Raw genomic sequence first — 12,699 nt, 5'->3', positions numbered from 1 at the left:
GCTGCTCCCATGCAGTGAAACAATATTTCCCACACGGCCCATGGACCGTATCAGCGGGGCGCTTTACGGGTGGGGCATGAGCAATGCAACACCGATTCCGGCCACGATCCGCCCCGATGAAGCCGCCCATTTCGGTCGTCTGGCCGATGACTGGTGGGATCCGGCGGGTTCATCGGCGATGCTGCACACACTGAACCCGGTCCGGCTGGGTTTCATCCGCACCGCGATCGATGCGCATTTCGGTTCGGCACGACGCGCGATGCGGCCTTTGATGGGCCGGCGTGCGCTGGATGTCGGGTGCGGCGCGGGCCTGTTGACCGAGCCTTTGGCGCGGCTGGGCGCGGCAGTCACCGGTGTGGATGCGTCGCACGACAATGTCCGCGTGGCCACCGCCCATGCCGCCGCAGGGGGCCTGGAGATCACGTATCACTGCGGCGATGTGGCGCAGCTCGATCTGGCCGGCTTCGATCTGGTGACCAGCATGGAAGTGATCGAACATGTCGCCGACAAGGCGGCGTTCGTGGCCGCGCTGGCCGGCGCGCTGGGCCAGGGGGGCCTGATGATCCTGTCGACCCCCAACCGCACCGCCGCATCGCGCCTGCTGCTGGTCGAAGGGGCCGAACGGATGGGGATGATTCCGCGCGGCACGCACCATTGGCACGATTTCATCACCCCGATCGAATTGCACGACCTGCTGGCCAACGCGGGCCTTGCCATGGGCAATCCGCAAGGCATCGCGTGGAGCCCCGCCAAAGGCCTGCATCTGTCGGACAATCTGGCGCTGAACTATATCGTCACGGTAACCCGCGCGGCCTGATCGCCGCGCCGCCATTGGCGATATCCCAGCACGGCCAGCGCGATCATCGCGGCATAGAGCCCCGCGGTCAGCCACAGCCCCTTGAACACGAACATGCCGACATAAAGGCTGTCGAGCGCGATCCACGCCAGCCAGTTCGCCGCATGGCGGCGCGCGGCCCAGAATTGCGCGACCAGGCTGAAGCTGCTGAGTGCTGCATCCACCCACGGCAGCGCCGCGTCGGTATAGTGGCTGGTAAACCAGCCGATCGCCACCGCGCCCGCAGCACCCGCAGCCAATGCCGCCGCCGCGGGCCGCACCGCCAGCGGTTCGACCACGATCGTGCCGGTTGCGGCCTTGCCCCGCGCCCACATTATCCAGCCATAGACAAGGCCTGCGCCAAACAGCGCCTGCAGCACCATGTCGGCATAAAGCCGCACATCGAGGAACAGTTTGAAATAAAGCGCGCAGGCGACAAGGTTGACCGGCCAGCACAGCATCGCGCGCCGCGCGGTCAGCCAGATGGCCATAAAACTGGTCACGACCGCGATGATTTCGAGCATGGACATCACGCGCTGGCCCCGCGTTCGAGCGCGGCCAGAAATTCCCGGCCGCGCGGCGCAGCGAACCAGTCCGCATGATCGAGGCAATAGCCCTGCCATGCCAGCGTGGCCGCAGCGCGGTCGGCCAGAATGCCGGCAAAATAATCGACCTCGGATAGCGCGAATTCGACATGGACCACCGGCAACAACCGCACGAGCGTGGCCACATCGTCCGCGTTCAGCGGTGTAACCGTGCGATACCCGGCCAATAGCGTCAGCGCGGCCTGCGGATCGGCGCGGGCATGACCCTGGCCCTCTGCCAGATCGAGCCAGGGGATCGCGGTGCGTTCGATCGCGGTGGCCAGATCGTGCAGCGCGCACGTCTGCGTCGCAAGGCCAAAGTCGAACACCGTGCTGACGCTGCCGTCCGCCGCCCACAGCAGATTGGACGGATGCCAGTCGTTGTGCGTCCACAGCAAGCGCTGCCGGGCCAGGCGTTCGGGCAGACCCTGCCCCCATGCGGCAAACCGCCGCGCCAGATCGTGCTGCCAGGGCAGGTCCGCCAGAAAGCGCGCCAGCGCCGGACGCCGGGCGACATAGGCCTCGGCGGCGGCCAGCGGATCGGCCGCAGGTATGATCGTAAAGCTGCCGATCAGCGGATCGGGGCCACGCGCCGGCGCTGTGAAATCGCGCGCCGCGCGGTGCAGTTGCCCCAGCGCGATACCCGCCGCATGGGCGTGGGCATGGCTGAGAAAGGGGGTCCAGGACGGCCTGTCGCGATAGAGATCAAGGCCCGCCGACCGCGCGTGCAGTTCATATGTCCATTCGCCCTGCGCCAGCACGCCGCCACCGTCGCGTGTGGCCATGACCTGCGGCACCGACAGGCCGTTCGCGCGCAGATGCGCGATAAAGCTGTGTTCTTGCGCCAGTGCATCGGGCGACCGCACCGCGCGGTGATGGCGCTTGAGCACGAACGCGCCCGCATCGGTGGCGACCAGCGCGGCGGCCGAAAACGGGCGTGGCGAATGCCAGGACAGATCGATCAGGTGCCCGGCCGCCGGAAAATGCCGCAGCACGGCGCCGGCTTCGCCCGGGGTGATCGCGGGCCAGGCCGCGGGTTCCAGCGCGGTGCCCATGCCGTGCACCAGATGCCCCGCCCGATCCACGTTCAGAACGCCCGCGCCAGCGTGACGACAAAGGCGCGGCCGCTGCCGATGTAATAGACAGGCGCGGTGCCCGAAATCGGCGTGCCATTGCGGCCGGTCGTGTCTTGCGCATTGGTGCTGATCGCTTCGACCCCCGACAGCACATGCGGATTGGTCGCGTTGATTACGTTGAGCCGCAGATCGGTACGATTGGCATCGACCAGCCCGGCCAGATGCACGCCGATCGACAGATCAAGCGTGGCATAGCCCGCGATGCTCTCGTCGTTGGTAAAGGTCGAATATTGCCGCCCGACATATTTCAGCGCGGTGCTGCCGAACAGCCGGCCCCGGTCATACGTGGTGCCCAGGCCGAACTGCACAGTCGGGCTCGACACCGCGTGCCGGCCGCTGGTGGGCAGCAGATCGCCATCCACCGGCAGGTCGCTGTCGATGCGCGCGTGCAGGTATTCGCCCGACAGATAGACCGAAAATCCGCGAACCGGGCGATAGTCGACCTCTGCGTCCAGGCCATACGAAGTCTGGCTGCCCGCGTTCACGGTCGAATTGACCAACGCGCCATCCGCATCGATCACCGTGGCCAGCTGACGGTTGCGGAAATGGTAATGAAACCCGGTCAGCGACAGCGACAGCACCGGTCCGATAAAGCGATAGCCCAGTTCTTCGGACACCGCATATTCGTTGCGCAGCGCGGTCGTGCCCGCCCCGGCCAGCGCGCCGCCGTCATAGCTGTTGTACAAGGTGTATTCGTCGGGCGCGCGGAAATTGGTGGCCACGTTGGCAAAGACCTGTTGCCGGTCATCCAGGCGGTAATGCAGCGCCGCGCGCGGCAGCGCGGCAAAGCTGGCGAAATGCACCACCGATTGCGGCCCCGGCAGGTAGTTCATGCCGCTGTGCAGCACGCCCACGCCCTTGAACCCCAGATCGAGACCCAGCCGCGGCGTTACCGCAATGCTGTCGGCCACGAAAACCCCCTTGGTCACGGTGATCGTGCGTTCGTTTTCATAGGCCAGCAGCTGGCCATCGGCGGTCTTGATCGCGTTGGACCGGTATCCCCAGATGTCGATCGGGGTGCCGCCGGCATCGATCGGGGTATAGGACTGGATATCGTGATCGGTGCCATAATCGAACCACACCCCGGCGGTGATCGTGTGCGCGCCCGGGTGCCAGATCAGCTTTGCCACGTCGCCCGCGCGCATCTGTTGACCGGTGTAATTGCCCAGCACGGTCGCCACTCCGTCTTCGGCGCCGGGCAGCACGATCGGCTGGGTCAGCAGCGTGGTGCCCTGATAATTGCCGGTGGTGGTCAGCTGCGTGCCATACGGCGAATTGCCATAGCCAAGCTGGAAATAGCCGGTGCTGTCGAACGTCAGCCCATCGCCCAGTGTCAGGTGCACCGGGGCCGCGGCATAGAGATTGCGGAACGGGCTGCGATAGAGCCGCCAGTAATTGGTATCACCATCGGTATAGCGGGCGTCATAGTTGAACCCGCGCCCTTGCGCCTGCCACTGCGCCAGCGTCGCGCCGGGATATGTCGAGGTATCGGCATCGTTGAACGACACACTGATGCTGGCGCGGTTGCCATTGCCCCATTCGTCAAGAAGCTTGGCATCTACGTGCTGGCGCGTGTCGAAGCCCGCCCCGCGCCAGTTGTCGGCCCGGTTGAACGAATACGACACGAAACCGCGAAGGCCGCTGGTGCCCAGCAGGCCGGTGTCATAGCGGGCAAACAGGCGCCCTTCGTTGTAGGACCCGGCCGACAGATCAAGCTGCGCCCCGCGCCGCGCCCTGGGATCATCGAGCGTCAGCGACAACAGACCGCCGGCGGTGCCGACCAGCGGCGAATCGATATCGACCGCGCCTTGCGTCAGCGTAACCGCCTTGACGTTTTCGTTGTCGGCAAACTGCGCGGGATAGGCATAGTAATAACCGATGTCGTTCTGCGGCGCGCCCTCCATCAGCACGCCGATCTCGTCCTGGCCCAGGCCGCGCAATGTCAGGCTGGAACTGACCGACAGGCCATAGGGGTCGGTCATCGCCACGTTGGCACCGGGCAGCAGATTGACCAGCTGAAACGCGTTCAGCGTCGGGGCCTGTTTGCTGATGAAATCGGTGGCGATCGCGCTGACCGATCGCGGCGCGGTCTGGTCGGGCAGCAGGCCCTCGGGATCGGGATGGCCGACCACCTCGATTTCGGGCGGGGCGGGGGCCTCGGCCAGCGCGGGCGTCGCGCCCATCAGCAACGGCAGCAGGCTCGCCGACAGGCGCACGGCAAAACGGGTCTTCATCACGCGTCCACTCCACTGGAGGGACGACGGACCAGGCCGCCTGCCCTCCCTACGCCGGTGTCAACCGGATCAGGTTCAGCGGGTCGTGGTCTGCTGACCACCTCTCAGCCGCGCGTCAGCGGCCCCCCGGGGTGCGAGCGGGATCTAGGCGCTAAGTCGCGGCATGGGAAGGGGGATTGTGTGTTGCTGCCTGCCTGAACGGGCAGGGAGTCAATCGGGCAGCTGCGTTGCAGCCGGATCGATGGCGGGTTTGCTGACCGGCAGAAACCGCTCGATCAGATCGCGCGCCAGGCGCGCCGGCCGCAGCGTGGCGGCATCGATGCAGCACCAACTTGATTGCACTTCGGCCAGGACCTCTTCGCCGCGCTTGATCACGGTCTGGTACATCGCGCGTGCGCCCTGCACCTTTTCCAGCACGACATGTGCGATCGGTGCATCGTTGAGGAACGTCGGGCGGCGATACGTGATCTCGTGCTTCAGCGCGACCCACAGATGCGCCGCCACGGCCTCGGCCGGGGCCAGCGCGCGCCAGTGATCGATCACCGCATCCTGCACCCATTTCAGGTACGACGCGTTGTTGACATGACCCATGAAGTCGATGTCGGCCGGATCAATGTGAATGGCGAAAAGATGGGGGACGGTGGTGCTCACCCCGGCGGCATACCACGCCCGCAGCAGCCCTGCCACAACCGATGTTCGGACTTGCGCGCGCCCGGCCACAAAGGTGGCGCAGGCTTACGCCAGTGCCGCCGCCCATTCCGCCTCTTTGAACCCCACCAGCAGACCGCCGGGGTGTTCGACAATCGGCCGTTTGATCAGCGACGGCTGCGCCACCATCAGCGCGACGGCTTTCGCGGCATCGATATCGGCTTTGTCGGCGTCGGACAGTTTGCGAAACGTCGTGCCCGCGCGATTGAGCACGCGGTCCAGCCCCGCCTGTTCCACCCAGCGCGCCACTTGCGCGGCATCGGCACCGGCCTTTTTGTAATCATGAAAGCTGCACGCGATCCCGCGCGCCTCAAGCCACACACGCGCCTTTTTGACCGTATCGCAATTGGGAATACCGTAAACCGTCAATGCCATCGCGCGTTCCTCAGGCCGATTGTTCGGCCGCGATCAATTGCCCCAGCCGGTGGCGATAGCGCAAGGGGCCGGCGTCGGTGGCGATCGAAATGTGCGGGTCCTGGCACGTGTCCATGCCGCGTTGCACCTCGTTGAGCACCGCCAGATCCTCGCTGAACGCAGACAGCACGGCGGCGGACATCGCCTGCGACAGGTGGGCATCGTCGGGGCGGACATTGCGCAGCTGAAACCAGTAATACCGGCTGCGGCTTTCTGTTTCGGGCGTGATGAAATTGTACGAATCCATCAAGAACGCGTCTTTGCCCCAGTCGGTCTGCGCATCATCGCCGCCCTGGCCCGCGGGCACGAACACCGCCTTGATCACGGCATGCGAAGGATAGCGCACCTCGTAATGCTGCAAGCGGTCGGCATGGCCCGCAAACGGCACCAGATCGCGATAGAACGGCGTGACCGGCGCATCCATGATCCAGCGCGACACGGTATAGCCCGAGGGCGCTTCACGAATGCGCATGGGCACCGCTTCGCATGACGATCCGCCAAAGCTGGTGGGATGGACCCAGGCGACATGGCTGGGATCGAGCAGGTTGTCGGTGATCAGCAGATAGTTGCAGTCATAGACCATGCTGGCGCCGCGGTTGTACCCCCAGGCGGGCGATCCCCATTCGGCGATGTGAATGATCGTGGCGGGATCGGCCAGCGCGGCATCGCCCATCCAGATCCACACCAGGCCATAGCGTTGGGCCACCGGGTATCCGCGGATATCCGCGCCCCTGGGCACGCCCTGCTGGCACGGCACCGTCACACAGCGGCCATCGGCGGCAAATTGCAACCCGTGATAGCCACAGGCGATCCGGTCACCCAGGACCTGTCCGCGCGCCAAGGACAGCCGGCGGTGCGAACAGAACGCCGACACCGCGGCGGGATCGCCATCGGCCTTGCGCCACAGCACGACCGCATCGCCCAGGATCTGCTGCTCGACCGGCCGTTCGTCGATCTCGTCGGCCCATGCGGCCACGTACCAGGCATTGCGCAGCATCACTATTCCGTCCGTTGTCCTGTTTGCCGGCGCAATGCGCGCGCCGGTCCATCCCCGTCCACCGCGATCGCTTCGATCACGATGGCATCGGCCCGGCCGGCAAAGTCGATCACTTCGCCGGGTTCGGCATCGATAATCGCGCGGCTGAGCGGCGCCGAAAACGACAGCAGGCCTGCCGCCGGATCGGCCTCGTCATCGCCGACCAGCGTGATCGTGCGCGGCTGGCCGTTCAGCCGCAGCGTCACGGTGCAGCCGAACGCCACGGCGCGGCCATCGGGCCGCGGCATCAGTTCGGCGGTCGCCTGCCGCGTGCTCCAATACCGATGGTCGCGCCGCGCCGATTTCAGCGCGGTCTCGTCGGTCAGTGTCGGGATCACGGCTTCGAGTTCGGCGCGCCTGGCCGCGATCAGCGCCAGCCCGCGCGCCGTTACCCGGTTGGGGCCGGGCGGGATCGGCAGTTCGAATTTGGGTTCCAGGTGTTCGTCATCGCCTTCGCGGCGGAATGCCACGCTCATTCAGGCGCGCCTTGCCGCCGCGCCGGATCGACCAGCGCCATCAATTGCAGATCGATCCAGCGTCCGGCGATGAATTGCGCCGCGCGCAGCACGCCTTCGGTGGCAAAGCCCAGCTTTTCATACAACGCGATGGCCGGCGCATTGTCGGCGTGGACCGCCAGCGTAAGGCGGGTCAGATTGAGATGGTCGCGGCAAAAGGCGATCGTCAGTTCCATCGCCTCGCGCCCCAACCCGCGCGCCCGATCTTCCACCCGGCCGATCAGGATGCCCAGATTGGCGCTGCGGTGGATCGGCTCGATCGCGGTGATCTGGACATAGCCGGCAATTTCGGCCCGTCCGATGCGCCGCACCGCCATGAAGATGCGGCGCGGATCACCCATCGGATTCAGCCAGAAATCACGCTCGCGGTCCAGATTCTTGGGCATGTAGGGTTCGTTCAGCCGCGCGATTTCGGGATCGTCGCCCCACACGAACAGGCGCGACAGATCTTCGGGCAGGATCGGGCCGATCGCCACCTGGCGTCCGTTCAGCATTGGTCGCGCCCCCTTTCTATTCCGCTTGCCGGGCAAAATGGTGAACCCGGCTCGGCACGCCGCTGAACATCGAATAGCTGTCGTAGTAGATGCGCCGGCCCTTGTCCTGCATCGCGGCGTGATCGGTAACGCGCCGCCAGCCCAACGCTGCAGCCTCGTCGATCCACTCGGAGATCGCCACCACTTCGCCGTCGTCGGCTGAATAGGTCTTGAACGCAATGAACCCGGGCTGTTCCATGGCCAGCCGATGCATCCGATCGGCATCGGCGGCATAAGCCGGGCCATCGATATCGGCCCTTTTGCGGTTGCGGAACACGACCAGGTACATGTCTGTGGTTCATAGCCAAGGCGGGCGCTGCTGCAACAGTGGACTTTTCACGCCGAATGGGGAAAAGCCGGGAACCTATGAGCCGCAACACTTTCGGACACGTTTTCCGCTTCACCACCTGGGGCGAAAGCCACGGGCCTGCCCTTGGTGCAGTCGTGGATGGCTGCCCTCCGGGCCTGGCGCTGACCGAAGCCGATATTCAGCCGTTGCTTGACGCGCGGCGCCCCGGTCAGTCGCGCTTTACCACGCAGCGCCAAGAACCCGACCAGGTGCGCATCCTGTCGGGCGTGTTCGAAGGGCGCACCACCGGCACCCCGATCAGCCTGATGATCGAAAATGTCGACCAGCGCTCAAAAGACTATTCGCAAGTCGCGCAGGCCTATCGCCCGGGGCACGCCGATTATGCCTATGACGCCAAATACGGGTTTCGCGATTATCGCGGCGGCGGGCGTTCGTCGGCCCGCGAAACCGCGGCGCGCGTGGCCGCAGGCGCGGTGGCGCGGCTGGTGATCCCCGAAGTGGCGATCATGGGCTATGTCAGCGCGATCGGCGGCGATGCGATCGATCCGGCCCGTTTCGATGCGGCCGAAATCGCGCGCAATCCGTTCTTCTGCCCCGATCCGGTTGCCGCCGCACGCTGGGAAGCGCTGGTCGATACCGCGCGCAAGGCCGGATCGTCGCTGGGCGCGGTGGTCGAATGTGTGGCCACCGGAGTTCCGGCGGGCTGGGGCGCACCGCTTTATGCCAAGCTCGATGCCGAGCTGGCGCATGCGATGATGGGGATCAACGCGGTCAAAGGCGTGGAGATCGGCGACGGCTTTGCCGCCGCCGCCAATTCGGGTGAAGGCAATGCCGATCCGATGCGGCCTGGCGATGCCGGGTCCCCGGTGTTCACCGCCAACCATGCCGGCGGTATCGCCGGGGGCATCTCCACCGGCCAGCCGGTGGTGGTGCGCGTGGCGTTCAAGCCGACCTCGTCGATCCTGACCGCGATGCCGACAATCACGCGCGAGGGCGAGGCGACCGACCTGTTCACCAAAGGTCGTCACGACCCCTGCGTCGGGATCCGCGGCGTGCCGGTGGTCGAGGCGATGATGGCCGCGGTGCTGACCGATCAAAAGCTGTTGCATCGGGCCCAATGCGGCTGACCCTTTGAATTGCCCCCCAGGAGCACGATGACATGGCGCGCCGACTGACCCTTTTCATTCTGATCGGCATGTTTGCCGGTATCGCGCTGGGTGCCGGCCTGCATGCGGGGCTGGCCGCGCAGCCGGCGACGTTGAGCGGCGTGGCGGGCATGCTCAACCTGCTGCCCGAAGTGTTTCTGCGCCTGATCAAGATGATCATCGCACCGCTGGTCATGGCCACGCTGATCACCGGGATCGCGGCAATGGGTGACAGCAGCGCGCTGGGCCGGATCGGCGGACGCGCGCTGGGCTGGTTTGTCGCGTCCAGCCTGGTGTCGATCGGCATGGGGCTGGTGCTGGTCAATCTGTTCCAGCCGGGTCACGGATTGCACTTTACCGCGCTGAGCCAGGTTGGCGCGGTGTCGACCGCCGATTTCACCTTTCGTCACTTTGTGCTGGAAATCGTGCCGACCAGCGTGATCAGCGCGATGGCCGAAAACAACGTCCTGCAGATCCTGGTGTTTTCGCTGTTTGCCGGAATCGCGCTGTCGGCGCTGGGCGACAGGGGCGCCCCGCTGGTGCGCGGGGCCGAGGCGCTGGTCGATCTGATGCTGACGATGACCGGCTATGTGATGATGGCCGCGCCCTTTGCGGTGTTTGGCGCGCTGGCATCGGTGATCGCCACGCGCGGGCTGGGCATTGTCATCACGTATGGCAAGTTCGTGGCCGAATTCTACGGCGGCCTGGCGCTGTTTTGCGCGCTGCTGTTCGTGCTGGCGATGGCGTTTCTGGGGCGGCGCGCCACGCTGTTGCTGCGCTATATCCGCGAGCCGCTGTTGCTGGCCTATTCCACCGCCAGTTCGGAAAGCGCGCTGCCGCGGCTGTTCGAGGCGCTCGACCGCTATGGCGTGCCGCGCCGCATTTCGGGGTTTGTGCTGCCGCTGGGATATTCGTTCAATCTTGGCGGGTCGATGATGTACACCAGCTTTGCCACGCTGTTCATCGCGCAGGCCTACAACATCCCGCTGTCGGCGGGGCAGCAGATCGCCATGCTGCTGACGCTGATGATCACGTCAAAGGGCATCGCCGGGGTGCCGCGCGCCAGCCTGGTGGTGATTTCGGCCACGCTGACCCAGTTCGGACTGCCGATCGAGGGGATCGCGCTGCTGCTTGGCGTCGATACTTTCCTCGACATGGGGCGCACCGTCACCAACGTGTTCGGCAATGCCATCGCCACCGTGCTGATCACGCATTGGGAAGGCATGCTGCAAACCCCGCTCGATCCCGATGCGCCGGTTGCCCTGCCGCCGCATGACACCCCCGAACACGGCCGCAAGGGCCTGCACCTCGACCCGCAGGGGTAACTATTTGCCGATTTCCACGGGTTGAAACCGGCCCATGCCGCACGATCCGCGCGGACCGCCGCCGGGGCCGCCAAAGTCCATGACGGTGATGATGTCGGTGCTGCACAGTTCGCTGAGCGAGGTTTCGTATTTGAACGCCCGATAGGTGCCCAGGCCGTTGCAACGCTGCGGCAGGGTCACACGATACCACCGCGTGCCGCTGTCATGGAAATCGATCGTCCAGTCATCCTGCACACGGCTTTCGCGGATGCTGCCCAGCGGCACGCAATCGCGCGGCGGTCCGTTGGGGCGCGCCAGCGGCACATTCCTGCCGTGTCCGTCATCGCCGCCGCCGGGAATGGGCGCACAGCCTGCCAGTGCCACGATAGCCGTGGCCAGCGTCAAAGCGATCCGCATCATGCTGTCGTCTCCTTGGCCTTGCGCGCCGGTCTGGCCGGCGCCGCTTTCGCCCCCGGGTCGACAATCTTCGCCTTGTAACGGCAAAGGTCAATAACCGGGCAGTGCCAACATTCGGGCCTGCGCGCCTTGCACACATAACGCCCGTGCAGGATCAGCCAGTGATGCGCGCCCAGCCGAAACGGCGCGGGCACTTTTTTCTCCAGCACCTTTTCCACCGCATCGGGGGTCTTGCCCCTGGCCATGCCGGTGCGGTTGCCCACGCGAAAGATATGCGTGTCCACCGCAAAGGTTTCCATCCCGAAGGCGCAGTTCAGCACGACATTCGCGGTCTTGCGCCCCACACCCGGCAACGCGGTCAGCGCATCGCGATCGGCCGGCACTTCGCCGCCATGATCGCGGATCAGCAGTTCGGACAGCGCGATGACGTTTTTCGCCTTGGCATTGAACAAGCCGATTGTCTTGATGTGCTGCTTCAACCCGTCTTCGCCCAGTTCCACCATCTGCGCCGGGGTGTGGACGATCTCGAACAGCCGCCTCGTCGCCTTGTTTACCCCGACATCGGTGGCTTGCGCCGACAGGGTTACCGCCACCAGCAACTGATAGGTGTTGCCAAAGGCCAGCTCGGTCTCGGGCGCAGGGTTGGCCTCGGCCAGACGGCGAAAGAATTCGAAGATCTGGTCGCGGGTCAAAGGTCGAGCACCTGCGGCATGGTATAACGCCCCGGCGCCCGCCCGATCAGCCAGTGCGCCGCACGCACTGCACCGCGCGCAAAAATACCACGGTTTTCGGCCAGGTGCGACAGCGTCAGCCGCTCGTTGTCGGCCAGGAAATGCACCGCATGATCGCCGGCCACGCTGCCCCCGCGCAAACTGGCAAAGCCGATCGCGCCCGGCACGCGCGCGCCGGTCAGGCCGTCGCGGCCGCGCTGGGCCACATCGCCCAGCGCTTCACCCCGGCCGTCGGCCGCCGCTTCGCCCAGCAGAAGCGCGGTGCCCGAAGGCGCATCCACCTTCATGCGGTGGTGCGTCTCGACAATTTCGATGTCCCAGTCGGGGCCCAGCCGTTGTGCCGCCTCGCGCACCAGATGCGCCAGCAGCGTTACGCCCAACGACGTGTTGCCGGTCTGCAGGATCGGGATCGACACCGCCGCGCCATCGATCAGCCAGTGGTGCCGTTCGGCAAGCCCGGTGGTGCCCACGACCATCGGCACACCCGCCGCAATCGCCGCCTCGAGATTGGCTTCAAGCGCGCCGGGTGCCGAAAAATCCACCATGACATCGCTGTGCGCCGCCAGTGCCGCCAGGTCGCCGTCCCTGTCCACGCCACCCGCATAGTCATGCTCCGCTGCCGCAACCGCGGCCTGCAATGCCTGGCCCATGCGACCCGCGCTGCCGATTATCCCGATTCTGGCCATTGCTTCCCTCGTTGCTGGTGGCGCGTCTTTTGGGCGTTGGCAGGCGCCTGTGCAAGGCGCGTTTCCCTGCCGGGCCATGGCCAAATGCCGCAAGGCGCGCCATGATGCGCG

15 protein-coding genes and 1 riboswitch are annotated in these 12,699 nt (G+C 65.7%); of the genes, 3 read left to right on the top strand and 12 right to left on the bottom strand.

The genetic code is table 11. The features are described from left to right. Nucleotides 1-76 precede the first annotated feature (76 nt). Entirely contained in the window at nt 77-817 is a 741-nt protein-coding gene (gene ubiG, locus G404_RS0110270; RefSeq protein WP_028641000.1) for a bifunctional 2-polyprenyl-6-hydroxyphenol methylase/3-demethylubiquinol 3-O-methyltransferase UbiG, read from the top strand. Here ubiG and pnuC read toward each other — a convergent pair. The 9 genes from pnuC to G404_RS0110225 all read right to left on the bottom strand — a co-directional run bounded on the left by pnuC (nt 787) and on the right by G404_RS0110225 (nt 8,284). Next, entirely contained in the window at nt 787-1,365 is a 579-nt protein-coding gene (gene pnuC / locus G404_RS0110265) for a nicotinamide riboside transporter PnuC (protein ID WP_028640999.1), read from the bottom strand. The genes ubiG and pnuC overlap by 31 nt on opposite strands. Continuing rightward, on the bottom strand, nt 1,365-2,474 hold the full coding sequence (locus G404_RS0110260; protein ID WP_028640998.1) for a phosphotransferase enzyme family protein: 1,110 nt from the start codon (nt 2,472-2,474) through the stop codon (nt 1,365-1,367). The genes pnuC and G404_RS0110260 overlap by 1 nt, the downstream gene beginning before the upstream one ends. A gap of 32 nt (nt 2,475-2,506) precedes the next feature. Beyond that, complete coding sequence (locus G404_RS0110255) at nt 2,507-4,789, bottom strand: TonB-dependent receptor (RefSeq protein ID WP_028640997.1); 2,283 nt, start codon at nt 4,787-4,789, stop codon at nt 2,507-2,509. Nucleotides 4,790-4,818: 29 nt separating this feature from the next. Continuing rightward, nucleotides 4,819-4,928, bottom strand: a riboswitch (TPP riboswitch). Nucleotides 4,929-4,999: 71 nt separating this feature from the next. Continuing rightward, complete coding sequence (locus tag G404_RS0110250) at nt 5,000-5,440, bottom strand: acyl-CoA thioesterase (protein ID WP_028640996.1); 441 nt, start codon at nt 5,438-5,440, stop codon at nt 5,000-5,002. Nucleotides 5,441-5,524: 84 nt separating this feature from the next. Next, on the bottom strand, nt 5,525-5,872 hold the full coding sequence (locus G404_RS0110245; RefSeq protein WP_028640995.1) for an arsenate reductase: 348 nt from the start codon (nt 5,870-5,872) through the stop codon (nt 5,525-5,527). Nucleotides 5,873-5,882: 10 nt separating this feature from the next. Further along, nucleotides 5,883-6,908: an aromatic ring-hydroxylating dioxygenase subunit alpha gene (locus G404_RS0110240; protein ID WP_245584485.1), complete on the bottom strand. Its 1,026-nt coding sequence runs from the start codon at nt 6,906-6,908 to the stop codon at nt 5,883-5,885. 2 nt (nt 6,909-6,910) lie between these two features. Then, entirely contained in the window at nt 6,911-7,423 is a 513-nt protein-coding gene (locus tag G404_RS18770) for a GreA/GreB family elongation factor (protein WP_051280516.1), read from the bottom strand. Continuing rightward, the gene (locus tag G404_RS0110230) at nt 7,420-7,956 is read right to left on the bottom strand and encodes a GNAT family N-acetyltransferase (protein WP_028640993.1); all 537 of its coding nucleotides are present in this window, start codon (nt 7,954-7,956) and stop codon (nt 7,420-7,422) included. Before G404_RS0110230 ends, G404_RS18770 begins: the two co-directional genes overlap by 4 nt. Nucleotides 7,957-7,972: 16 nt before the next feature. Continuing rightward, complete coding sequence (locus G404_RS0110225) at nt 7,973-8,284, bottom strand: antibiotic biosynthesis monooxygenase family protein (RefSeq protein ID WP_028640992.1); 312 nt, start codon at nt 8,282-8,284, stop codon at nt 7,973-7,975. A gap of 77 nt (nt 8,285-8,361) precedes the next feature. On the opposite strand from G404_RS0110225, the gene aroC reads away from it, so the two are divergent. Then, complete coding sequence (gene aroC / locus G404_RS0110220; RefSeq protein WP_028640991.1) at nt 8,362-9,432, top strand: chorismate synthase; 1,071 nt, start codon at nt 8,362-8,364, stop codon at nt 9,430-9,432. 32 nt (nt 9,433-9,464) lie between these two features. Next, on the top strand, nt 9,465-10,775 hold the full coding sequence (locus tag G404_RS0110215; RefSeq protein WP_028640990.1) for a dicarboxylate/amino acid:cation symporter: 1,311 nt from the start codon (nt 9,465-9,467) through the stop codon (nt 10,773-10,775). Here the strand turns inward: G404_RS0110215 and G404_RS0110210 are convergent, their stop codons facing one another. From G404_RS0110210 to dapB, 3 genes are read right to left on the bottom strand one after another with little or no spacing between them, the layout of a single operon-like run. Continuing rightward, on the bottom strand, nt 10,776-11,174 hold the full coding sequence (locus G404_RS0110210) for a hypothetical protein (protein ID WP_028640989.1): 399 nt from the start codon (nt 11,172-11,174) through the stop codon (nt 10,776-10,778). Then, the gene (gene nth / locus G404_RS0110205) at nt 11,171-11,863 is read right to left on the bottom strand and encodes an endonuclease III (protein WP_028640988.1); all 693 of its coding nucleotides are present in this window, start codon (nt 11,861-11,863) and stop codon (nt 11,171-11,173) included. The genes G404_RS0110210 and nth overlap by 4 nt, the downstream gene beginning before the upstream one ends. Further along, on the bottom strand, nt 11,860-12,588 hold the full coding sequence (gene dapB / locus G404_RS0110200) for a 4-hydroxy-tetrahydrodipicolinate reductase (protein ID WP_028640987.1): 729 nt from the start codon (nt 12,586-12,588) through the stop codon (nt 11,860-11,862). Before dapB ends, nth begins: the two co-directional genes overlap by 4 nt. Nucleotides 12,589-12,699 lie beyond the last annotated feature (111 nt).

The sequence above is a fragment of the Novosphingobium acidiphilum DSM 19966 genome, from assembly GCF_000429005.1.
GTDB lineage: Bacteria > Pseudomonadota > Alphaproteobacteria > Sphingomonadales > Sphingomonadaceae > Novosphingobium > Novosphingobium acidiphilum.
The sequence above is the reverse complement of the archived record's forward strand: the minus strand, read 5'-3'. Positions and strand labels throughout refer to the sequence as shown.

What these genes read in the sequence shown, in the direction of transcription:
- ubiG (WP_028641000.1), top strand. Translation starts at nt 77, where the DNA reads ATGAGCAATGCAACACCGATTCCGGCCACGATCCGCCCCGATGAAGCC.
- pnuC (WP_028640999.1), bottom strand. Translation starts at nt 1,365, where the DNA reads ATGTCCATGCTCGAAATCATCGCGGTCGTGACCAGTTTTATGGCCATC.
- G404_RS0110260 (WP_028640998.1), bottom strand. Translation starts at nt 2,474, where the DNA reads ATGGGCACCGCGCTGGAACCCGCGGCCTGGCCCGCGATCACCCCGGGC.
- G404_RS0110255 (WP_028640997.1), bottom strand. Translation starts at nt 4,789, where the DNA reads ATGAAGACCCGTTTTGCCGTGCGCCTGTCGGCGAGCCTGCTGCCGTTG.
- G404_RS0110245 (WP_028640995.1), bottom strand. Translation starts at nt 5,872, where the DNA reads ATGGCATTGACGGTTTACGGTATTCCCAATTGCGATACGGTCAAAAAG.
- G404_RS0110240 (WP_245584485.1), bottom strand. Translation starts at nt 6,908, where the DNA reads ATGCTGCGCAATGCCTGGTACGTGGCCGCATGGGCCGACGAGATCGAC.
- G404_RS18770 (WP_051280516.1), bottom strand. Translation starts at nt 7,423, where the DNA reads ATGAGCGTGGCATTCCGCCGCGAAGGCGATGACGAACACCTGGAACCC.
- G404_RS0110230 (WP_028640993.1), bottom strand. Translation starts at nt 7,956, where the DNA reads ATGCTGAACGGACGCCAGGTGGCGATCGGCCCGATCCTGCCCGAAGAT.
- G404_RS0110225 (WP_028640992.1), bottom strand. Translation starts at nt 8,284, where the DNA reads ATGTACCTGGTCGTGTTCCGCAACCGCAAAAGGGCCGATATCGATGGC.
- aroC (WP_028640991.1), top strand. Translation starts at nt 8,362, where the DNA reads ATGAGCCGCAACACTTTCGGACACGTTTTCCGCTTCACCACCTGGGGC.
- G404_RS0110215 (WP_028640990.1), top strand. Translation starts at nt 9,465, where the DNA reads ATGGCGCGCCGACTGACCCTTTTCATTCTGATCGGCATGTTTGCCGGT.
- G404_RS0110210 (WP_028640989.1), bottom strand. Translation starts at nt 11,174, where the DNA reads ATGATGCGGATCGCTTTGACGCTGGCCACGGCTATCGTGGCACTGGCA.
- dapB (WP_028640987.1), bottom strand. Translation starts at nt 12,588, where the DNA reads ATGGCCAGAATCGGGATAATCGGCAGCGCGGGTCGCATGGGCCAGGCA.